This window comes from Streptomyces sp. NBC_00872 (assembly GCF_045161915.1).
Classification (GTDB): domain Bacteria; phylum Actinomycetota; class Actinomycetes; order Streptomycetales; family Streptomycetaceae; genus Streptomyces.
Genome location: NZ_CP108806.1, coordinates 5,092,129 through 5,113,345, shown reverse-complemented (window position 1 = coordinate 5,113,345; position 21,217 = coordinate 5,092,129). Strand labels below are relative to the sequence as shown.

Genomic DNA, 21,217 nt, shown 5'->3' with positions numbered 1-21,217 from the left:
GCCAAATCATCACCGGCCGCTACGCTCGCCTGCGTGACCCACTCAGCCCGCCGTATCGGCCGAACTCTCGCTCTCGTACTGCCCGTCGTCCTGGTGCTCTCCGGGACCCTCGCGGTCGCCCGTGTTCCGTGGGCGTCCAGCACAGCCGAGTCGCAGGTCCTGACCGCCTCCTCGGACACCGCCTCGGTGCGGGCCAAGTCCCGTACGCCCCAGGATATTCTGCGCGAGCAGCTTCTCGTGGAACTCCAGGAGAAGGATCCGGGCATCGCCCTGACACACCTTCAGCGGCGGGTCGAGGAGCGCCCGTCGCTCGCCAGGCACTGCATGTCGATCGCACGGGCCCTGGGCCGCGCGGCCGTGGCGACATACGGTCCCACCCGCGCGCAGTCCTTCTCGCGCCCGGTGTGCGACACGTCGTTCGCGTACGGAGTCTCCCAGCAGGCCGCGGGAAGCTGACCGCGGAGAGCCGACCGGACGCCGGTCGGCCGCAGGCAGATCGCCGGCCGCGCCCCCTGGGCGTCCCGCCCCGCCTATCGTTCACGGCATGCATACGTTTCCGACGCAGGCCGTGGTCCTCGCGGGCGGCCAGGGGTCGCGGCTGCGCCCGTACACCGACGACCGTCCCAAGCCGATGGTCGAGATCCCCGGCACGGGGACCCCGATCATCGGCCATCAGCTCGCCTGGCTCGCCGCCGAGGGCGTGACCGACGCCGTCGTCTCGTGCGGGCATCTCGCCGAAGTCCTCCAGGAATGGCTGGACTCGGCGGATCTTCCGCTGCGTGTCACGACCGTGGTGGAACCCGAACCTCTGGGGCGCGGTGGCGGACTCAAGTACGCCGCCGCCAAGCTCCCTGCCCCCACGCAGCCTTGGTATGCCACCAATGGCGACATCTGGACACGTTTCTCCCTGCGCGAGATGGCCGCCTTCCACGCCGAGCGTGACGCGACGGCGACGCTCGCCCTGGCCCGTCCCCGGATCCCGTGGGGGGCCGTGGAGACGGACGAGTTCGGCCATGTCCTCGACTTCATCGAGGCTCCCCCGTCGCCTTATCTGATCAACGCGGGTGTGTACGTTTTCTCCCCGCGGTTCGCCGAGTTGCTGCCCGAGCGCGGCGACCATGAGCGCACGACGTTCCCACGACTGGCGCGCGAACGCAGCCTCGCGGGCTTCCCGCTGCCGCACGGGGCGTACTGGCGGGCCATCGACACGGCGAAGGACCTCACGGAAGCGGCCAAGGAACTGGCGTCGGGACCGCGCTGAGACGGTGTGGGGTGCGGGCCTGGGGCCCCGGGCGCAGGGTCCCGGCCCCCCCGGCCCCACTGCGCCTGTACGGAGGTACGGAGCCCCCTGAGCCCGCGAGGCGCCCCGTAGACGCTGAGCCCACACGGGGGGGCCTGCGCGGGGCCTGCGCGGGCCCCGCGCAGGCGATACGGGTCGGCGCGTAAGCGGGTGAGTCAGTCCGCGTCAGGGCCGCGGTGCGGTGCGCCGCGCCAGCACACAGCGCACGGCACGGACTGACGCTCGGGGCGTTTGCCGGCCGCGCCGGAGTCAGGGCCCAGCGGCCGGGGGCATCCGGTTGCTCGTCGCTGACCGAGGCCTGACGGGCGCTGCCATGCGCCCGAGTCCCGGGCGCCCTGGCGTTCGGGCGGCGTGCAGCCGTGGCGTGGGCGCCGGCAGGGTCGTGCGGGCCGTCCCGCGCGCGGGAGGTGCGCGCGGGACCCGGTCTCGTCAGCCGAGCAGGCCGCCGATGGGGTTGCTGTTGCCGGCGCCTGAGGATGTGCCGCCTGTCGTGGAGTTGTCGCCGGTGCCGGCCCCCGCGCTTCCGTCGCCCGCGCCGCCCGTTGTCGACGGGCCCTGGCTGCTGGACGGGGGCGGAGCCTGCTGGGCCGTCTGCGGGGGCTGGCGGCCCGTGCCCTGGGTCTGGCTGGGCTGTTGCTGCTGGCTCTGGCCGGTGCTGGCCGCGCCGCCCGCCGTCTCCGGGACGGTGCCGCCGCCCGGCGCGGGCTGCTGGGCCTCGGGGGTGCCGGAACGGGTCGCGGAGGGCTCGGACCGCTGGCCCGCCGTCGTCCCGCCGCCGCTGGGCGTGCCGGACGCGCTGCTGCCGCCGCGGCCCGGCTTCTGGGGCAGCGGTTCGCCGGGGAGCTGGTTGACCGGGTCGACGTTGGGTCCCGGCACCGTCACCATGTCGGAGGACCGTACGGCTCCGCCCAGCACCGAACCGACCAGCAGCGTGAGCCCGATGACGACGGTCGCGACGACCGCGCCCCGCCGCAGTACGCGACGCCGCAGATCCCAGATCTCGGAACGCGGCCCGAGCGTGCGCCAGGCCTCGCCCGCGAGCCTTCCGTCCACGGAGTAGACGGGCGCGCCCGCGATGATCAGCGGGGACCAGGCGGCCAGATAGATGATGTCGGGCGCGTCGTACGCCGGAACCGTCCGCCAGCTCACGGTGAGCAGCAGCGCCGCGGAGAGCAGCGCGCCGAAGCAGGCGGCGACCCGCTGCCAGAGTCCGAGGACGGTGAGCACACCCGCCACGATCTGGAGGAAGGCGACACTGAGGCCCGCGCCGACCGGGTGGGAGAGCGCGAAGTCCCGCAGGGGTTCCGCGAGCGCCCAGGGGTGCAGCGAGTTGAGCCACTTGACCATCGAGCCGCGCTCGCCGCCGTCGAAGTAGACGGGGTCGCAGAGCTTGCCCATACCGGCGTAGATGGAGATGAAGCCGAGGAAGACGCGGAGCGGGAGCAGCACCACGCCGAGGTTCATCCGGCGGCCGGGGTAGTACGCGTGCCGGACGGCCGCCGCGTCGGCGGCCCGTGCGCCGGTCGCGCCGTAGCGCCGGTCGCGCCGCCGGTGGTCGGCGGGATCGGTGCCGGGTTCCGCGTACGGCTCCAGATCCAGGTCCGGGTCCAGATCCAGATCGGGATCCAGGTCCGGTTCGAACGTCCGCTCGGGCGTGTCGTACGCGCCGACCGCCTGCCGCATGGGCGGCAGCAGCGGGGTGATACCGGTCCGGGTGGCGGCACCGGTACCGGCACCCGAACCGGCGCCGGAGCCACGGCTCTGATGCCCGACGACGGGCGTCGGCATGGTGGTCTCGCCGTCGAGGTCGAGCCGGGGGATGACCTGGGTGACGCCGGTGTCGTATCCCCTGTCCGGTGCGGCGGGCCGGCCGGACAGACCGGACATGCCCGGCCTGCCGCCGGGCGCGGGACGCGCATCACGCGCGTCACGGGCGTCCCGGTAGCCACTGCCCGTAGGGGGCACGGAGGAGTTCCGTACGGCCTGGAGGAGCCCGGTCGCCCCGGGGTCGCCCGGGGCGGACTTGCCGCTCCAGACGACCGGGGCCCTGCGGCGGCCACCGCCCGTGCCGGGGGCGCCGCCGCCGGTGGCGCGGAGGCGCACGGTGTCCGCCGCACCGCGCGCGGGGCCGGTGCGCTGGGGCGATGCGAGCTTCACCCGGAAGCTGGCGTGGTTCACGATGACCTGCGCGGGATCGCAATCCACCTTGAGCATGCTCAGCGGGGGCTGATCGTCGAACCCGGGCCGGGGCGTTCTGGTGTCCACACTCATCTAACCGAGTGACTTGTGTTTAGGACACTGCCTTGACGAGCGGCAAATGTCCGAGACCCGTCAAGATCATCAACCGTACCCGTCGCCGGGGCCGTCGGGCCTGCTCACGCGGCACGACCGCCCGGCCGGCGCCCGCGCGACCCGGCCGCAGAGGGCGAGAACGCAAGAACGTGCGAACGTACGAGGCGCTCCGGCGCCCCCGGGCCCACGCCCGGCCTCACTACCCGACGTCCCGGCGACCCCCGGGCCCACGCCCGGCACCCGGCCCCGGCCCCAGGCCCGGCCTCACACCCGGCACCCGGCCTCACACCCGGCGCCCGCCCCCGGGCCCCACCATCCGGCCTCGGGCCAGGCACCCCGGCCCCGGGTAAGGCGCCTCGGCCCCGGCGGGCCAGGCACCCCAACCCCGACCCACCGCCCGGCCTCAGGCCCGGCGGCGCGCCGCCTCGTACAGCACCACTCCGGCCGCGACTCCCGCGTTCAGCGACTCGGCGCCGCCCGGCATCGGGATCCGTACGCGGAAGTCGCAGGTCTCCCCGACCAGCCGCGACAGCCCCTTGCCCTCGCTGCCGACCACGATGACGACGGGCCCGCCGAGCGCTTCCAGGTCGCCGACCTCGTGCTCACCGTCCGCCGCGAGCCCGACGACCACGAGACCGGCCTTCTGGTACGACTCCAGCGCGCGCGTGAGATTGGTCGCGCGGGCGACCGGCGTACGGGCCGCCGTACCCGCCGACGACTTCCAGGCCCCGGCGGTCATCCCCGCGGCACGCCGCTCCGGTACGACGACACCGTGCCCGCCGAAGGCGGAGACGGAGCGGACGACCGCGCCGAGGTTGCGCGGGTCGGTGACCCCGTCGAGCGCGACGATCAGCGGGTCCTCGCCGTCGTCGAAGGCCGCCGCCGCGAGATCCTCGGGGTGGGCGTACTCGTACGGCGGGACCTGGAGAACGAGGCCCTGGTGGTTCAGGCCGTTCGTCATCCGGTCCAGCTCCGGCTTGGGCGCCTCCATCAGATGGATGCCGCCGCGGTCGGCCGCGAGCTGGAGCGCCTCGCGGACCCGCTCGTCGTTGTCGATGAACTGCTGGACGTAGAGGGTCACCGCCGGTACGCCGTCGCGCAGCGCCTCGAAGACGGGGTTGCGGCCGACGACCATCTCGCTGGTGCCCTTGCCGCCGCGCCGCGCGACCTGGCGCCGGGCGGTCTGCTTGGCCTTGGCGTTGGCGACACGGTTCTGGGCATGGCCCTTGCGGGCGGAGGCGGGCGGGGTCGGACCCCTGCCCTCCAGCCCGCGGCGTCGCTTGCCACCGCTGCCGACCTGCGCGCCCTTCTTGTTGGACGTGCGGCGGTTCCTGCGCTGGCTGTTCCCGGCCATGACCTACCTGTTTCGTTGCTTCAGACTGCTTGGGGTTGCTTCAGACTGCTTGGGACAGACTGCTTCGAGACTCTTGGGGACTGCTTCACTTCGAGGCGCTTCGAGACTCTTGAGACTGCTTCGGGGTGGTGCGGCGTGCTTCGGACGGAGCGTTTCGGCGAACCCTCGTACGGCCCGGTGCGGCCGGTACGGGAAGAGCCTCACGTACCCCGTCGGCCGTACCAGCCTACGTAAGGACGCAAGTGCGCCGCCCGGCAGTACCGAGCGGCGCATCGGCCGAGGTCAGCGCGGTCCCAGCGTCCAGCGCGGTCCCGAGGGACTGTCCTCGATGACGAGTCCGGTCTGCTGGAGCTGGTCCCGGATGGCGTCCGCCGTACCCCAGTCCTTGCGCCCGCGCGCCGCCTCTCGCTGTTCCAGCACCAGCCGTACGAGCGTGTCGACGACGCCGTGCAGATCCTCACCGCGGTCGGCCTCGCCGGCCCAGTGCGGGTCCAGCGGGTCGAGACCGAGGACGCCGAGCATGGCCCGTACCTCGGCGAGCCGGGCGACGGCCGCTTCCTTGTCGTCGGCGGCGAGCGCTGAATTGCCCTGCCGGACGGTGGTGTGGACGATCGCGAGCGCCTGCGGAACGCCCAGATCGTCGTCCATGGCCTCGGCGAAGGCGGGCGGTACCTCACCCGCGGCCTCGACCACTCCCCCGGCCTTCTCCACGACGCGCTGGACGAAGCCCTCGATCCGCGCGAACGCGGACTCGGCCTCGCGCAGCGCCTCCTCGCTGTACTCGATCATCGAGCGGTAGTGCGGGGTGCCGAGGTAGTAGCGCAGCACGATGGGGCGCCAGTGCTTGACCATCTCGGAGACCAGCACCGAATTGCCGAGCGACTTGGACATCTTCTCGCCGCTCATGGTGACCCAGGCGTTGTGCACCCAGTACCGCGCGAACTCGTCGCCGTACGCCTTGGCCTGCGCGATCTCGTTCTCGTGGTGCGGGAAGATCAGATCGATGCCGCCGCCGTGGATGTCGAACACGGTGCCCAGGTACTTGTGGGCCATGGCCGAGCACTCCAGATGCCAGCCGGGCCGGCCGCGCCCCCAGGGCGTCTCCCAGCTCGGCTCGCCGGGCTTGCTGGCCTTCCACATCGCGAAGTCGCGCTGGTCGCGCTTGCCGGTCTCGCCCTCGCCGGAGGGCTGGCGCAGTTCGTCCAGGCTCTGGTTGGAGAGCTCCAGATAGTCCGGGAAGGACCGGACGTCGAAGTAGACGTTGCCGTCCGCCTCGTAGGCGTGGCCCCGCTCGATGAGGCCGCGCATCATCTCGATCATCTCGGTGATGTGGCCGGTGGCGCGGGGCTCGTAGGTGGGGGGCAGGCAGCCGAGGACGTCGTAGCCCGCGTTGAACGCACGCTCGTTCTCGTACCCGATGGCCCACCACGGGCGGCCCTGGGCGGCGGACTTGGTGATGATCTTGTCGTCGATGTCCGTGACGTTCCGTACGAACGTCACGTCGTAGCCGCGGTAGGTGAACCAGCGGCGCAGGATGTCGAAGTTCAGTCCCGACCTGATGTGCCCGATGTGCGGAGCGGACTGCACGGTGGCGCCACACAGGTAGATCGAGACACAGCCCGGCGTGAGCGGGTTGAAATCACGGATCTGCCGGGCGCCGGTGTCGTACAGCCGAATAGTCACGCGACAAGGGTAGTGCGCCAGGGGTAGTGCCCCGCGACCCTTTGGACCGCGGGGACACAGAAGCGTGACGTTCATGCCCGCCTGGCAAAGTCAACGGTCGAATTTCGCGACGATTGAGCTGTTTGCCCCGATCGGGTCACGGACCCGGCGGACGGGGTCCGGCGAGCCGGACGGGCCGGACCGGGCCGGGTGAACCCGGTTGGGCCGGGCCTGGCGGGCCCGGCCGGTCCGGCCGGTCCGGCCGCCGGGCTCAGATACGGCCGATGATCTTGCGCGGGGTGATACGGACGACCACGCGCTCGGCGTCCTCGCTCGACGCCGGGTTGAACTCCGCGTACGGCTTGCCCGTGTACTTGAGGGACAGCTCGTTGATCAGCTCCTGGCCACCCTCCGTGGTGAGGGTCGCCGAGCCGCGGATCTCCGCGTAGACGTACGGCGCGTCGTCGGGCCGCGCGACGACCGTCACCCGGGGGTCGCGGCGCAGGTTCTTCTCCTTGCGCCGGCCGACGGTGGTGGAGATGAGCAGATCGTCACCGTCGCGCTTCACCCACACCGGCGACACCTGCGGGCTGCCGTCGGGCTGGATGGTGGCGATGTCGACGAAGACGGGTCCGTCGAGGAGTTCCTTGAGCTTGTCGGAGAGTGCGGCTGCCATGACTGCCTTCCTGATGCCCGGTACCTGGTCACTGTTGGGGCCTGATCACTGTTCAGCTGATCACTTTAAAACTGAGAACTGTTGAGCGGAGAGCTGTTGAGCGGAGAGCCGATGCCTGACGCTGACACCTGAGGCCTGAGGCCTGACGCCTGACGCCTGATCAAACCGGCGCCAGATCTGATGGCACGTCTGACACTCCCTCAACCCGTACCCCACGCGAGGTATTTCGATCAGTCCGTACGGACGACCAGCGCCGTGGCGATCGCGGCCAGTCCCTCGCCGCGGCCGGTGAAGCCGAGCCCGTCGGAGGTGGCGGCGGAGACCGCGACCGGAGCGCCGACGGCCTCCGTGAGAACCTTCTGCGCCTCGTCCCGCCGCTTGCCGATCTTCGGCCGCGGACCGACGACCTGTACGGCGACATTGCCGATGGTGAAGCCCCCCTCGCGCACGATCCTGGCCGCCTCCGTAAGGAGGGTGAGTCCGGAGGCTCCGGACCACTCAGGGCGCCCGGTGCCGAAGTGCGCGCCGAGGTCACCGAGACCGGCGGCCGAGAACAGCGCGTTGCAGGCCGCGTGGGCGACGACATCCGCGTCGGAGTGACCGGCCAGACCGGGACCCTCGCCCTCCCAGAGCAGCCCCGCGCACCACAGCTCGCGGCCCTCCTCGAAGGCGTGGATGTCGGTACCGATGCCCACCTGCGGCAGACGTACGGACACGGAGCGCGCCGCGCCGCCCGCCTCGGAGTCGGCCGGTTTCCCGGGCGGGGCGCCGGGCGGAGTGCCGGGCGGAGTGCCCGCCCCCTCGGGCCCGGAAGGCTCACGCTCAGGCTCAGTAGCCATCGTTGGCCCTCCTCCGGGCGAGTACCGCCTCGGCCAGCACCAGATCCAGCGGCCTGGTCACCTTGAACGCCTCCTCGTGTCCTGGCACGACCACCACGGGCGCGCCGAGCCGCTCGACCATACCGGCGCAGTCCGTCGCGCCCTCGCCGACCGCCGCCACCGTCCGATGGGCGCGCTGGAGCGTGGCGCGGTCGAAGCCCTGCGGGGTCTGTACGGCACGGAGCAGTGCCCGCTCGGGCGTGGCGACGACCGGTTCGGGCTCGCCCTTCTCGCGCGGCTCGACCTGTTTGACGGTGTCCGCGAGCGGCAGCGCGGGCACGACGGCGGGCGCGCCGTCCCGTACGGCCTCGACGACGGCGTCCACGGTATCGACGGGTACGAGCGGGCGCGCCGCGTCATGGACGAGCACGGCGGTGATGGAGTCGGGCAGAGCCTCGATTCCGAGCCGTACGGACTCCTGGCGTGTCTCGCCGCCCGGGACGACGAGATAGTCGGTGCGCTGGGGCAGCGCGTGCTCGTCGAGAAGGTGTTTCACCTCGGCGGCGCCGTCGGGCGGGGCGACCACCACGACGAGCGAGACGGCGCGTGAGGCGGCCATCGCGCGGACGGCGTGGATGAGCATCGGTGTGCCGCCCAGCGCGCGGAGGGCCTTGGGGGCTCCGGGGCCGAGCCGTACCCCCCGGCCTGCTGCGGGAATCACCGCGGCGGTGCGGTGGGGGCGGGCTTCGTCTGACATCGGTTGCACTCCGGCAGGTTTGTTTCCTCGGCCGACATGGGTATGGCCACACCGTGCCGGGCGCGACGCCTTGACCGGACCCTTCCGTGACACACGGTCGAGACGGATCGCGCCCGCTGCCCGGGGCTCCGCATACCCGGGTCCGCCCGGGGTATGGCGAGACCCCGGGTGAAGTCCCGGTGACCCACCGGGGACGGGTACGAGGGGTGTGAAGCCTCAGGCGTCCGCGACAGGCATCCGGAACCTCGGACGCCTCCGGTGGACGGAGCTCTCCGGCCGGATCCGGCGGAGCTGTCCGGTGGATCCGGCGGACGGTGTACGGACGTCATGGTGCGGGCACGTCAGGGCGTGTGTGCACGGGCGATGTGGTCCGGATGTCGTACCCGGATGTCGTACGAGGTGCGGGTGTACGGACATGCCGCAGCGCCCGGCGACACAGCATTTCCCTCATAGCTGGTCAGCGGGCACCACGGCATCACTGCGTTGTACGGCATGCGCCACCGGCACGATGGCGTCACGTCATGGTTCAGGACGCGAGGACCTCGTCGAGCAGAGCCTCGGCCTTGTCTTCATTCGTGTTCTCCGCGAGAGCCAGCTCGCTGACAAGAATCTGCCGCGCCTTGGCGAGCATGCGCTTCTCACCTGCGGAGAGTCCACGCTCGCGCTCCCGGCGCCACAGGTCGCGCACCACTTCAGCGACCTTGATGACATCGCCGGAGGCGAGCTTCTCGAGATTTGCCTTGTAGCGACGGGACCAGTTCGTCGGCTCTTCTGCGTACGGTGCGCGAAGCACCTCGAAGACCCGGTCCAGCCCGTCCTGACCGACCACATCGCGCACGCCGACGAACTCCGCATTGTCCGCCGGTACACGCACTGTCAAGTCGCCCTGGGCGACCTTGAGCACCAAGTAGGTCTTGTCCACGCCTTTGATCTGGCGAGTTTCGATGGCCTCGATCAGCGCGGCCCCGTGATGGGGATAGACCACGGTGTCGCCAACCTTGAACGTCATGTGACAGGTACCCCTTCCGTGGCTATCCAGGGTAACACGAGAATGGCATCTTCTGAATGGCGTTTTCGCAGGTCAGGACGGTTCTCGGGGCTTGACAACCGCGGCAGGAACGTGCTGCGAGCGGCTTCCGGAAGGAGGTATTCGCAGGTCGGAGCCACTGCGCGGGCGCACGGAAACGCGTACGTTACCCGCCGCGCAACACCCCCAGGAGAGGATGAACGTCCCGATTTGCCGGGTTTCAGGCACCAAACTTCCCACACTCCGTTCGGCTGTCGATCACTCGTACGGATGGAAGTGCGGGAGATTCCGCAATTGATCACCACGGGGCCGGGCGCGGTATTCGTAAGGAATGTGCGGCACCCGGAGGAATTGATCACCGGCATTATGTGAACGCCGTGCGAAACGACGGGATCGAGCAGGAAATCGGATACGGAATCCGGCCCCGGGGCGGCGCCTTGAAACGACCCGGAGAGCGGTACGGGAGCGCCACGCGGGCCGTACGGGAGCGGCGCCGGGCGGTACGGACGCGGTACCGGGGCCGTGCGGGAGTGGTACCGCTGCCGTACGGACGCCGTAGCCGGGCCGTACGGCAGCGGTGGCAAGGCGCTGGAGGCGGGTCGGGTGCGGGGCGCCGGCGACGGCTCGGTAACCTAGGCCCGCTGAAAGCCTTGAGCACGGTCGGTACCGCCGACACCGCGCCAGGTTCTCGGTGTTGTCCCGTCCTGAGCCCTTCCGTCCGTACGTCCTAGGAGTTGCCGCCGCCGTGAGCCGCAGCCTTCGACGCGGCGTCCTCGCCGCTTCTGCCCTCGTGTTCTCGCTTGCCCCGCTCACCGCGTGCGGCGCCGGCAACAACGCGCAGACGCTCGGCGTCAAGCCGGACAACGCCGCCACCTCCGTGGGTGACATCTCCATCCAGAACGCGACGGTGGTCACCCAGCCCGAGGCCAACGCCGAGGGCCCCGCGGTCGTCACCGGCACGGTCTTCAACAACGGCCGGAGCGGCCAGACCCTCGACTCGATCACGCTGCCCGGCACCACCGCCGGTGTGAAGCTCTCGCCCGCCGAGGGGTCGGGACCGATCACGGTGCCGGCCGGCGGCTGGGTCCAGCTCGGCGGTGAGGGCAACGCGTCCGCCGTGATCGAGAACGGCCGCGAGGCCGCGAAGAACGGCGACGCGCAGCAGGTCGTGTTCACATTCAGCGAGACCGGCGATATCGGTCTGCGCGCCTTCGTCTTCCCGTCGAACACCTACTTCAAGGGTGTCGGCCCGAGCGCCCTGCCGTCGCCGTCCCTCTCGGCACCCGCGTCCCCGTCGCCGGGCGCGTCGGGCACGTCAGGCGCGCCCGCCGGATCGGCCTTGGAGTCCTCCTCCGGCTCGTCCTCCGGCTCTCCGGCGGAGTCGCAGTCGGGTGAGGCCGGTGAGCCGGGGGGCACGACCCCGTCGGACTCCGCGTCCGCCTCGGCGCACTAGGACCAGGCCCAGGACCAGGACGGAACGTACGTACACACCGGCTACGTACACACCGGCGTCGGCGCACAGCAGACGCGTGGACACCGCACAGACGCGTGGAACGCGCGCAGCGCTGTGGCGTCCCGCCCGGGGAAGAGCCGGGCAGGGCGCCACAGCGCTGCGGCTTTGAGCACGGTCACGCGATCACCCGCGCACACCCACGGCACGAGATCGCGCGGCACGAGATAGTGCGCACGCCGGAATACGTCCGGCCGGCAGGAGCCGACCGGACCGACGTGGTGGGGCCAGGGGGGCGAGGAGGCCAGGGGCCGGGCCGGTTTACGGCTCGAACTTGTACCCCAGTCCCCGCACCGTCACCAGATAGCGCGGAGCCCCCGGGTCCGGTTCAATCTTCGCGCGGAGACGCTTGACGTGAACGTCGAGAGTCTTGGTGTCACCGACATAGTCCGCGCCCCACACCCGGTCGATGAGCTGCATACGGGTCAGCACGCGGCCCGCGTTGCGCAGCAGCATCTCCAGCAGGTCGAACTCCTTCAGCGGCAGATCCACCTTGCCGCCGGAGACCGTGACGACATGGCGGTCCACGTCCATCCGTACCGGACCCGCCTCCAGCGCGGCCGGCGTGACCTCCTCCGGCTCGCCCCTGCGGCGGAGCACCGCGCGGATACGGGCGACCAGCTCCCGCGAGGAGAAGGGCTTGGTCACATAATCGTCGGCCCCTATTTCCAGGCCGACGACCTTGTCGATCTCGCTGTCCTTGGCGGTGACCATGATCACCGGGACATTGGACCTGCCGCGCAGCTGACGGCAGACCTCGGTGCCCGGCAGGCCGGGCAGCATCAGGTCGAGGAGGACGAGGTCGGCGCCGTTGCGTTCGAACTCGTCGAGCCCCGCGGGCCCGGTGGTCGCGATCGCGACCTCGAAGCCTTCCTTGCGGAGCATGTAGGAAAGGGCGTCGCTGAAGGATTCCTCATCCTCGACGACGAGCACTCGGGTCACGGAAGGACCTCCGGGGCAGCAATCACGGTCGGGGGAACATCCAGCTCAAGGCTGGTCTCGGTGTCAGTGTCGGTGTCGCTGTTGTGTGCGGTCCGGTCGTCGTCGTCGGGGATCACGGATGAGCGATCCCGTACGGCGCCGGCCTCGGGCAGCCTCAGGGTGAAGGTGGAGCCCTGGCCCTCCGAGCTCCATACGGTGACCTCCCCGCCGTGCGAGGCGGCCACATGTTTGACGATGGCGAGGCCGAGCCCCGTACCGCCGGTGGCCCGGGAGCGAGCCGGGTCGACGCGGTAGAACCGCTCGAAGATCCGCTCCCGGTCCTTCTCCGAGATACCTATGCCCTGATCGGTCACGGCTATCTCGATCAAGTCCCCGCCGGTGGCGGAGACACGGTGCGCGGCGATACCGACGCGCGTACGGGCCGGAGAGTAGTTGACGGCGTTCTCGACGAGATTGCCCAGGGCCGCGGCGAGCTGGCCGCGATTGCCCCACACATGGAGATGGACGGTGCCGCCCGACGCCATGGTGATCTGTTTGGTGGACGCGGCGTGCCGGGACCGGTCGATGGCCTCGGCGACGAGTTCGTCCACGCGTACGGGCTCGGCGTCCTCCAGCGGGTCGTCGTTCTGCACCCGGGAGAGGTCGATGAGTTCCTGTACGAGGTTGGTGAGCCGGGTCGCCTCGATCTGCATCCGGCCGGCGAAGCGGGTGACCGCCTCGGGGTCGTCGGAGGCGTCCATGACAGCCTCGGAGAGCAGAGAGAGCGCACCCGTGGGGGTCTTCAGCTCGTGGCTGACATTCGCCACGAAATCACGCCGTACGGCTTCGATACGACGGGCCTCGGTGAGGTCCTCGACCAGGAGGAGCACCAGACGGGAGCCGAGCGGGGCGACCCGGGCGGAGACGGCGAGCGCCTCGCCCCGGCCCGTACCGCGCCTGGGCAGATCGAGCTCGACCTGTCTTATCTCGCCGTCCCGCCGGGTGTCCCGCGCCATGTGCAGCATCGGCTCGACGGCGAGCTTGCCGCCCCTGACCAGCCCCAGCGCGTACGCCGCCGAGCTGGCCTTGACCACGGAGTCGCTCTCGTCGAGCACGACGGCGGAGGAGCGGAGCACGGAGAGCACGGTGTCGACACCCGGGGGCAGCACGGCGTCCGTGTGCAGCGAGGTGCGGGTGGGCCGTGTCTGGTCTCGCTCACTCCAGCGGAACGCCAGCATGGCGATCACGCCGGTACACACCCCGGCGATCGCTGCCAATGCGGCGACCGCCGCGTTCACGTCCATGCGACCAGGTTATGCGCGCCCCAGGACACTCTCCCAGCCGTCGAGGTGTCTCCTCCGACACTCGTCGCCCAGAGTTCACCGAGGGGATAGTGCCGGTTCATTTGTGCGGGAGGCGCCCGTCGCGTAACGGACACAACGTGGGAACGTGGGGGGCCACACCCCCGGTCAGCCGCTGGTCGAGGCCTCGGGCGGACCCCGGCCGAGGCACCGGCCGGGGTCCGTCGAGGCACTGGTCGATGCCCTGGTCGGAACCCTGGTCGAGGCACCGGCCGAAGCCCTGGTCAGGGCTCGGGCCGGACCTGGTCCGGCTCCGGCCGGCCTCCGGTCGGGGCACCGGCCCCGGGCGGAAAACGTCATGGTCAAGCAAGGTCAAGAGAGGGACAACCCCATGCGGGACGCGTACCACGAGGAACTGGACTCGATAGGCGAGGACCTGGTCGAGATGGCCCGGCTGGTCGGTTCCGCCATCGGCCGTGCCACGACGGCCATGCTCGACGCCGATCTCAAGCTCGCCGAGAGCGTGATCGCCGCCGATCAGCGGGTCGACGACCTCCAGCACAACCTGGAAGCCAGGGCCATCGCGCTGCTGGCGCGCCAGCAGCCGGTCGCGACCGATCTGCGGATCGTGGTCACCTCGCTGCGGATGAGCGCGGACCTGGAGCGTTCGGGCGACCTGGCGCAGCATGTCGCCAAGCTGGCACGGCTCCGCTTCCCGGGGTCGCCCGTGCCGCACGACCTGCACGCGACGCTGCTGGAGATGGGACAGCTCGCGCAGCGGCTGATGGCGAAGACGGCCGAGGTCATCATCACCAAGGACGTCGAGCTGGCGCTTCAGCTCGAACAGGACGACGACGAGATGGACCTGCTGCACCGCACTCTCTTCCAGCACCTGATGGACGACCGGTGGAAGCACGGCATCGAGACGGCGGTCGATGTGACGCTGCTCGGCCGCTACTACGAGCGGTTCGCGGACCACGCGGTGGCGGTCGCCAACCGGGTCGTCTACCTGGTGACGGGTGAGCACGCGGACGAGATCCAGCCGGCGGACATCCCGGTCGAGGGAGCGTAGGGGGAGCTGGGTCGGGCCGGGCCGGGTCGGGCTGAGGGCGGACCGGGGGGCAGACCCGGTCGCATCGGGAGCCGATCGGGCCGGACCGGGAGCCGATCCGGTCGGACCGGGAGCGGACCGCGAGCGGTGCGCGCGGCGGGCACGGCGGTTCCGTCGGCACAGCGGGGCTCCGGTCGGCACGGCGCGTTCCATCGGCACGGCGGGCTGGGCGGCACGGTCCACTCGAAAGACGGACGGGCGCATGGAGGTGTTTGCGCGTATGCGCCGGAGATGCGCCGTTGATGCGCCCGCCACAGCGGGCATGCAATGGGCACAGGCGCCATCCGTGCACGCCTTTGAGGAGGATCCCATGGCCGATTCCCCTACGCCCGACCCCCGGCCGGAAGCCCCGGCCGGAGCGTTGCACCTGCCCATTCTCGGCGCGTGCGGCTGCGGCTCGGGCTGCGGCTGCGGCTGCCAGTCGGGCGGCTCGTGCCAGTGCGGCGGCGGCTGCTAGCCGCCCGCGTACGCAGAGGATATGAGCGAGCGGAGGGGCCCTGTCCGGAGCGCGGACGGGGCCTCTTCGTATGCGTAAGGCCTGGCCCTTCGTACGGAGGGGTCGCACAGCTCGACCTCTGGTGCCGCGACGGGGGCGGAGCCTGCCGGGAGTGGGAGTGGCATCCGGCCAGTAGCATCCGGCCATGAGCATGATCGGGGAGTATCTGCGTGTCACGGCCGCCGAACTCGACCGGACGATCCAGAACCCGCAGTGGGCCCTGGACCTCGCCGAAGAGATCCAGGACGCCGAAGATGTGTCCAAGCCCACCCCGGCCGAGACGCGCCACTTCAGCACCTACAAGACCTGGGACCTGTTGCGCTTCCTGCTGAGTCGCGCGGGGTTCCCGGTGGACGTGATCCATGGGGAGGAGCCGTTCACCGAGGAGGAGTGGGGGTACGGAGCCCCGAAGTACCTTCGGGCGGAGCGGGTCCGGCTCGCGGCAGAAGCTCTGCGCACCACAAGCTACGACCAGCTCATAGCGGGGGCCGACCCCGCGGAACTCACCCGCGCCGAGGTGTACCCCCTCGGCTGGGACGAACCCGAGTCCCTTGCATGGGCCCGCTCTTGGTACGACGGACTCACCCGGTTCTTCGAGGCGGCCGCCGATACCGACGACGCGATGCTCGTCTGGCTCGACTGACTCCCGCTGTCAGACCTCCCGGCCACAATTACGCAGTCGTTCTGATCGGACACCCGCTGGTCCAACGCGGCGAGGTGCCGCGCCAGGTGTCCCGGCCCCCGAAGATCGACCGGACAGGGCCTGGCCTCACGCGCACTCCCCAAGCTCCAAGCACAGTGGCACGCCTCCTTCCATCTGTGGAGGCGCGAACCAGCTCAAGCTGGAGTGTCCGGGCGCACACTGCCGGCCATCAGTTCGGGAAGCTGAGGCATTTCGGGGTCGGTTAGGGCGTCGACCTGGGTGAACGGCTAGGTTGTGGTCTCGTCGGGTTCGGCTGCTTTCACCCTGGTTCCCCACTGTTCCCCGCTCGGTTTGGTGCGCTTGTGGTGCGGTGGCCGCGGCGGGCACAAGGGCTGGACGTGGTCCTTGATCGGGAGATCAGCCATCCTCGCTCCGCACCGTCGGCTCGTCGGCCCCTCCGTACAGGTTGGCGCGGAGTCGCTCCTTGGCCGCTTCGAGCCGTGGGCCGTAATCGGGCATGAAAATCTCGCTCAGCGTTGTGTCCAGCGTTCCCGAGATCGCGTAGATCGGTGACCAGACGGCTCGTTCGCGCACGATCCCCTCAAGATCGTCGGACTCGAACATCACTTGGTAGAGCCAGTCCGACAGCACGAACGCTTGATCTCGCGTAAGCCTGATGGTGATCGCTTCGTCGTCCACGACCTCAACTTAGCTCCCTCAACAAGTGGCGTCTCTGGCCCAGAACATGCCGAGACCCACACGCTTTCCAAGTCTGTTGGTGGGCGCGAGGACAAGCTCGTACTGCCACCCCGCGTCGCCCACGACATCGAACTGCCCTTCGTCACCGAGCGTGCTGGGTCGGCCCGGACGGTACGGAGAAGTGCAAGAGCTTCTCCGACCGTTCCCGGCATGGCCCTCCAACCAGGGCGCACGCGCAAGGCCATAGCTTCGATCTCCCACGCGAGCGGACTACAAGCACCAGAGACAACGACTCTTCGTTCAGCCAAAGACGCTGGACAAGGCTTCAGCGAAGTACTAGCCGGAAGAGAAGAAGAGATGTGGGTTCACGTACAGGAAGTTGAGTTCATTGGATACGCGTGAGAGATTGGGATAGAGGTAGCTCTAGATAGCTCTAGATAGCTCTAGATGGCTCTCAGAAGCTGGGAGCACCTAGAACGACCAGAGGACCCGGATCCGGCGGCAACCGGATCCAGGCCCTCGTGCAGTCAACGAGCCCGGTCGCCTATCAGCAGACCGGGCTCGCTGCATGTACAGCTCCCGATCCCGACCGTTCTCGCGCGTGACTCGCTCATCGAGCGAGCTGCATCACGCCGGTAGCGACAGTCATCAGTAGGCCGACCCCCGCAAGCCAGACCTGCCATTTCTCAGCACCGGTCCACCTACGAGGCCTGTCCTTCTCAAGACTCACGTCCACCACCTCCCCTTCCCCTCCAGCCGGCCTGCTCTTCAGGCCGGGGCCCTGGAACTCGCTTGCCCCCGCAAGGAATTCAAGAAAGGTTCAGGTAAGGCGGGTCAAGCATACCGGTCGTACCGGCAGCCACCGAGGTTCTCCAGCGCAACTCTGGCAACGGTCCGAATCCCTCTGTCGGCACAGCGACGCCCCCAGGCGCCAAAAAGCCCCCTGCCCGCGAAAAATTCGCAGGCAGGGGGCCACAAAGAGGAAGGCTACTTCTTCTTGCCCTGGTTCTTGACGGCTTCGATCGCGGCCGCCGCCGCGTCCGGGTCGAGGTAGGTGCCGCCCTGGGTGAGGGGGTGGAAGTCGGCGTCGAGGTCGTAGACGAGCGGGATGCCGGTGGGGATGTTCAGGCCCGCGATGTCCTCGTCGGAGACGCCGTCCAGGTGCTTGACCAGGGCGCGCAGGCTGTTGCCGTGGGCGGCGACCAGGACCGTACGGCCGGTCAGCAGGTCCGGGACGATCGCGTCGTACCAGTACGGCAGCATCCGTACGCCGACGTCCTTGAGGCACTCGGTGCGCGGGAGCAGTTCGCTCGGGATCGTGGCGTAGCGGGGGTCGTCACTCTGCGAGAACTCCGCGCCGTCCGCGAGGACGGGCGGCGGGGTGTCGTACGAGCGGCGCCACAGCATGAACTGCTCCTCGCCGAACTCGGCGAGCGTCTGCGCCTTGTCCTTGCCCTGGAGCGCGCCGTAGTGGCGCTCGTTCAGCCGCCAGGAACGGTGGACCGGGATCCAGTGACGGTCCGCGGCCTCCAGCGCGAGCTGCGCGGTGCGGATGGCGCGCTTCTGGACGGAGGTGTGCAGTACGTCGGGCAGCAGGCCGGCGTCCTTGAGCAGCTCACCGCCGCGGACTGCCTCCTTCTCGCCCTTGTCGGTGAGGTTGACGTCCACCCAGCCGGTGAACAGGTTCTTCGCGTTCCATTCGCTCTCGCCGTGGCGGAGGAGGATCAGCTTGTACGGTGCGTCGGCCATGGGCCCGAGCCTAATGGACCCGCCTTGAGCACCTGGAGCCCCTGCCTCGATTGACGACGGCCGTCAATTGACTGGCGCCTGTCGGGCTCTCGTACGTAAGTTTCCATTGGCTGCTCGGCCACTTACCGGCCGTCGGTCCGGGTCGTCCGCCGGTCGCACGGGTCTGCTCGGGTCCGTGCGGGTCCACTCGGGCCCGTGCGGGGTCCACTCCGGTCTGCTCGGGCGTGCTCGGGTCTGCTCGGGCGCTCGGGCGTGCTCGGGTCTGCTCGGGTCTCGCGCGTCGTCCGGTCACGTACACCGTGCGGCCACCCACGTCGTCCGGTCATCCATCGGGCCACTGATCCGGCCGCCCGGCCACAAGCCGGCCACGGCCTCGGGGGGAAACGTATGTCCGTCGCCAGTTCGGTCGCCGGTGTCAGACGCGCCGCACGGGAGAGCGTCTCTGGGCTGCCCCGGGAGTTCTGGTGGCTGTGGACGAGCACACTGGTCAACCGGCTCGGCGCCTTCGTCGCCACCTTCATGGCGCTCTACCTCACCCTGGACCGGGGTTACTCGGCCTCCTACGCCGGGCTGGTCGCCTCACTCCACGGGCTCGGCGGGGTCGTCTCGTCCCTGGGCGCCGGGGTCATGACCGACCGGCTCGGCCGACGGCCCACCCTGCTGATCGCCCAGTCGTCGACGGCCGCCTCGGTGGCGCTGCTCGGTTTCATGCGGGACCCGGTGTCGATCGCCGCCGTCGCCTTCCTGGTGGGAATGACCTCGAACGCCTCACGCCCCGCCGTGCAGGCGATGATGGCGGACATCGTCAGACCCGAGGACAGGGTGCGGGCGTTCTCGCTCAACTACTGGGCGGTCAACCTGGGCTTCGCGATCTCCTCGGCGGGCGCGGGCTTCATCGCGCAGTACAGCTACCTGGCGGGCTTCCTGGGCGAGGCCGCGATGACCCTCGCCTGCGCCGTACTGATCTTCCTGAAGCTCCCGGAGTCCCGGCCGGAGCGTACGTCCGGTGCGGGGAAGGCGGGGGTGGCGGGAGTGGCGGGAGTGGCGGGAGTGGGGCCGGGTGCGGAGGGCGCGGGCGCGGGTGTAGGTGCTGGTGCGGGCGCGGGTGCGGGTGCGGAGGTAGCGGCCGGGGCGGCGGGTACGGACGTCGGGCTGGGGACCGTCCTGCGGGACGGCCGCTTCATGAGCGTCGTCACACTGTCCTTCGTCGTGGCGCTCATCTTCCAGCAGGGTTTCGTCGGTCTGCCGGTGGCCATGGGCGCCGACGGTTTCACCAGCGTCGACTACGGCACGGCCATCGCGGTCAACGGCGTACTGATCGTGGTCCTGCAGATCCCGGTCACCCGCCTCATCCAGCACCGCGACGCGCGACGGCTGCTGATTCTCTCGTCGGTACTCGCGGGCTACGGCTTCGGCCTGACGGCGTTCGCCGGGTCGTCGCTCACCCTCTACACCCTGACCGTGTGTGTATGGACTCTGGCCGAGATCGTCAACGCCCCCACCCAGACCGGACTGGTGGTACGCCTCTCCCCGGTGCACGGCCGGGGCCGGTACCAGGGCATGTACACCATGTCCTGGTCGGTGGCGGGCCTGGTCGGCCCGCTGATGTCGGGACCGATCATCGACCGGTTCGGCGCGGAGTGGCTGTGGGGCGCGTGCGCCGTACTGGGGACGGTGGCGGGGCTGGGGTACTGGTTGCTGATGCGGGGACTGTCGGAGGAGGACGGGGCGGGGGAAGGGGAAGGGCAGGGGAAAGGGCACAGGGAAGGGCAGGGGCAGGAGGAACGGGAGGGGATCGCGGGCACCCGGGACGGGGAAACGGGGCAAAACCGACCGCTGAGGGGTCGGCTGCGGGTCAGGACCAAGGGGTAGTCGGGGTGGGCCGGTAGGTCCCGTGCCGCGTGGGGGCCGCCCCTCTGGGTTTGAGTTTCGCGATTCCGGGCCGGGCGTCAAGGGCGCTCCTTTGTCGCGTCGCTGCGCGATGACCTTCGGTCACCCTTGACCCCCGTCCCTCCATCGCAAGTGCGGATCAGTGGGAGGGGCGGCCCGGGGGAAGGGGTCCCCGGGGGGCTGAGTTGCCGGTGTCTGTTTCCTTCCCGGCCTGCGGCCCGGTGGGTGGTCTGCGCAGCAGTGGAATGGGGCGGTGACAACACCGGCTCAGCGACTGACCGTCCGTTGTCTGTTGGGGTTCAGTCCCGTGTCTGGGGTGGGTGGTCGGTGGGGTGGGTGTGCCCGTGGCGGGTGTGGGTGGGCCGGTTGGGGGCCTGTTTGTGCTCTGGGACCCGCCTAACGCAACTGAGGACACACGACCGCCTCACGGCACTCCCCAACACCCTTCCAAAAGTGGGCATATGGGGCACCGATGGGGCTTACTGAGCCCATCTCCCGCAGAACTGGACGGAGATGGATCCGGCAGCGTCCTCCGGACGTCTCTTGTGTCGTCGTGACGCGAGAAGCGTCCTCACAGGTCCCCGGCCGGCGAAAAGGACACACACACCGGCCCATCCGGACCATCGGAAGGGCGCGGGCTCGTCCGCCTGGCGCTTGGGGTGCCACACGGTCACGGATCTCAGACACGGGACTGAACCCCAACAAGCAACGGACGGTCAGTCGCTGAGCCGGTGCCGGGCCGCCCCACTCCACTACCGCGCAGACCACCCACCGGCCCACAGGCCGGGAAAGAAACCAGCACCCCCAACTGAGCCCCCCGGGGACCCCTTCCCCCGGGCCGCCCCTCCCATCACCCGCACTTGCGATGGAGGGACGGGAGTCAAGGGTGGAGCGCAGCGGAATCGGCTTGCCGACGCGACAAAGGAGCGCCCTTGACGCCCGGCCCGGAATCGCGAAACTCAAACCCAGAGGGGCGGCCCCCACGCGGCACGGGACCTACCGGCCCACCCC

17 protein-coding genes are annotated in these 21,217 nt (G+C 70.1%); 6 read left to right on the top strand and 11 right to left on the bottom strand.

Annotated elements, in window-relative coordinates; genetic code table 11:
* The first annotated feature begins 33 nt into the window (after window positions 1-33).
* Entirely contained in the window at window positions 34-456 is a 423-nt protein-coding gene (locus tag OG214_RS21920) for a hypothetical protein (protein ID WP_363084011.1), read from the top strand.
* Window positions 457-544: 88 nt separating this feature from the next.
* Window positions 545-1,261, top strand: coding sequence for a nucleotidyltransferase family protein (locus OG214_RS21915; protein ID WP_363084010.1), 717 nt, complete (start codon window positions 545-547; stop codon window positions 1,259-1,261).
* A 468-nt stretch (window positions 1,262-1,729) separates the two neighbouring features.
* Here the strand turns inward: OG214_RS21915 and OG214_RS21910 are convergent, their stop codons facing one another.
* The 7 genes from OG214_RS21910 to OG214_RS21880 form a co-directional block, all read right to left on the bottom strand.
* Complete coding sequence (locus OG214_RS21910; protein WP_405985696.1) at window positions 1,730-3,571, bottom strand: DoxX family protein; 1,842 nt, start codon at window positions 3,569-3,571, stop codon at window positions 1,730-1,732.
* A gap of 424 nt (window positions 3,572-3,995) precedes the next feature.
* The gene (gene rlmB / locus OG214_RS21905; RefSeq protein WP_363084917.1) at window positions 3,996-4,946 is read right to left on the bottom strand and encodes a 23S rRNA (guanosine(2251)-2'-O)-methyltransferase RlmB; all 951 of its coding nucleotides are present in this window, start codon (window positions 4,944-4,946) and stop codon (window positions 3,996-3,998) included.
* A 282-nt stretch (window positions 4,947-5,228) separates the two neighbouring features.
* The gene (gene cysS, locus OG214_RS21900; protein ID WP_363084918.1) at window positions 5,229-6,629 is read right to left on the bottom strand and encodes a cysteine--tRNA ligase; all 1,401 of its coding nucleotides are present in this window, start codon (window positions 6,627-6,629) and stop codon (window positions 5,229-5,231) included.
* A gap of 250 nt (window positions 6,630-6,879) precedes the next feature.
* On the bottom strand, window positions 6,880-7,284 hold the full coding sequence (locus tag OG214_RS21895; protein ID WP_363084919.1) for a PPOX class F420-dependent oxidoreductase: 405 nt from the start codon (window positions 7,282-7,284) through the stop codon (window positions 6,880-6,882).
* 230 nt (window positions 7,285-7,514) lie between these two features.
* Window positions 7,515-8,123, bottom strand: a complete 609-nt coding sequence (gene ispF / locus OG214_RS21890; RefSeq protein ID WP_405985695.1) for a 2-C-methyl-D-erythritol 2,4-cyclodiphosphate synthase — start codon at window positions 8,121-8,123, stop codon at window positions 7,515-7,517.
* A complete protein-coding gene (gene ispD / locus OG214_RS21885; protein ID WP_363084921.1) occupies window positions 8,113-8,859 on the bottom strand; it encodes a 2-C-methyl-D-erythritol 4-phosphate cytidylyltransferase in 747 nt (248 codons plus the stop codon). The genes ispF and ispD overlap by 11 nt, the downstream gene beginning before the upstream one ends.
* A gap of 526 nt (window positions 8,860-9,385) precedes the next feature.
* On the bottom strand, window positions 9,386-9,868 hold the full coding sequence (locus OG214_RS21880; RefSeq protein ID WP_003953493.1) for a CarD family transcriptional regulator: 483 nt from the start codon (window positions 9,866-9,868) through the stop codon (window positions 9,386-9,388).
* A 763-nt stretch (window positions 9,869-10,631) separates the two neighbouring features.
* On the opposite strand from OG214_RS21880, the gene OG214_RS21875 reads away from it, so the two are divergent.
* A complete protein-coding gene (locus OG214_RS21875; protein WP_405985694.1) occupies window positions 10,632-11,339 on the top strand; it encodes a DUF461 domain-containing protein in 708 nt (235 codons plus the stop codon).
* A gap of 318 nt (window positions 11,340-11,657) precedes the next feature.
* Here the strand turns inward: OG214_RS21875 and OG214_RS21870 are convergent, their stop codons facing one another.
* Window positions 11,658-12,338, bottom strand: coding sequence for a response regulator transcription factor (locus OG214_RS21870; RefSeq protein WP_046498012.1), 681 nt, complete (start codon window positions 12,336-12,338; stop codon window positions 11,658-11,660).
* A complete protein-coding gene (locus OG214_RS21865) occupies window positions 12,335-13,621 on the bottom strand; it encodes an ATP-binding protein (protein WP_365901985.1) in 1,287 nt (428 codons plus the stop codon). Before OG214_RS21865 ends, OG214_RS21870 begins: the two co-directional genes overlap by 4 nt.
* Window positions 13,622-14,009: 388 nt before the next feature.
* On the opposite strand from OG214_RS21865, the gene phoU reads away from it, so the two are divergent.
* The gene (phoU, locus tag OG214_RS21860; protein ID WP_363085717.1) at window positions 14,010-14,690 is read left to right on the top strand and encodes a phosphate signaling complex protein PhoU; all 681 of its coding nucleotides are present in this window, start codon (window positions 14,010-14,012) and stop codon (window positions 14,688-14,690) included.
* A 680-nt stretch (window positions 14,691-15,370) separates the two neighbouring features.
* A complete protein-coding gene (locus OG214_RS21855) occupies window positions 15,371-15,868 on the top strand; it encodes a YfbM family protein (RefSeq protein ID WP_405985693.1) in 498 nt (165 codons plus the stop codon).
* A 417-nt stretch (window positions 15,869-16,285) separates the two neighbouring features.
* Here the strand turns inward: OG214_RS21855 and OG214_RS21850 are convergent, their stop codons facing one another.
* Both OG214_RS21850 and OG214_RS21845 read right to left on the bottom strand, forming a co-directional pair.
* Window positions 16,286-16,567, bottom strand: a complete 282-nt coding sequence (locus OG214_RS21850) for a hypothetical protein (RefSeq protein ID WP_405985692.1) — start codon at window positions 16,565-16,567, stop codon at window positions 16,286-16,288.
* 987 nt (window positions 16,568-17,554) lie between these two features.
* Entirely contained in the window at window positions 17,555-18,316 is a 762-nt protein-coding gene (locus OG214_RS21845; RefSeq protein WP_363085720.1) for a phosphoglyceromutase, read from the bottom strand.
* A 387-nt stretch (window positions 18,317-18,703) separates the two neighbouring features.
* Between OG214_RS21845 and OG214_RS21840 the strand changes: the two genes are divergently transcribed.
* Window positions 18,704-20,188: an MDR family MFS transporter gene (locus OG214_RS21840; RefSeq protein WP_405985691.1), complete on the top strand. Its 1,485-nt coding sequence runs from the start codon at window positions 18,704-18,706 to the stop codon at window positions 20,186-20,188.
* The last annotated feature ends 1,029 nt before the right edge of the window (window positions 20,189-21,217 follow it).

Bases quoted from the DNA above. Each gene is read 5' to 3' on its own strand.
- OG214_RS21915 (WP_363084010.1), top strand. From the start codon at position 545: ATGCATACGTTTCCGACGCAGGCCGTGGTCCTCGCGGGCGGCCAGGGG.
- OG214_RS21910 (WP_405985696.1), bottom strand. From the start codon at position 3,571: ATGAGTGTGGACACCAGAACGCCCCGGCCCGGGTTCGACGATCAGCCC.
- rlmB (WP_363084917.1), bottom strand. From the start codon at position 4,946: ATGGCCGGGAACAGCCAGCGCAGGAACCGCCGCACGTCCAACAAGAAG.
- OG214_RS21895 (WP_363084919.1), bottom strand. From the start codon at position 7,284: ATGGCAGCCGCACTCTCCGACAAGCTCAAGGAACTCCTCGACGGACCC.
- ispF (WP_405985695.1), bottom strand. From the start codon at position 8,123: ATGGCTACTGAGCCTGAGCGTGAGCCTTCCGGGCCCGAGGGGGCGGGC.
- ispD (WP_363084921.1), bottom strand. From the start codon at position 8,859: ATGTCAGACGAAGCCCGCCCCCACCGCACCGCCGCGGTGATTCCCGCA.
- OG214_RS21880 (WP_003953493.1), bottom strand. From the start codon at position 9,868: ATGACGTTCAAGGTTGGCGACACCGTGGTCTATCCCCATCACGGGGCC.
- OG214_RS21865 (WP_365901985.1), bottom strand. From the start codon at position 13,621: ATGGACGTGAACGCGGCGGTCGCCGCATTGGCAGCGATCGCCGGGGTG.
- phoU (WP_363085717.1), top strand. From the start codon at position 14,010: ATGCGGGACGCGTACCACGAGGAACTGGACTCGATAGGCGAGGACCTG.
- OG214_RS21855 (WP_405985693.1), top strand. From the start codon at position 15,371: ATGAGCATGATCGGGGAGTATCTGCGTGTCACGGCCGCCGAACTCGAC.
- OG214_RS21845 (WP_363085720.1), bottom strand. From the start codon at position 18,316: ATGGCCGACGCACCGTACAAGCTGATCCTCCTCCGCCACGGCGAGAGC.
- OG214_RS21840 (WP_405985691.1), top strand. From the start codon at position 18,704: ATGTCCGTCGCCAGTTCGGTCGCCGGTGTCAGACGCGCCGCACGGGAG.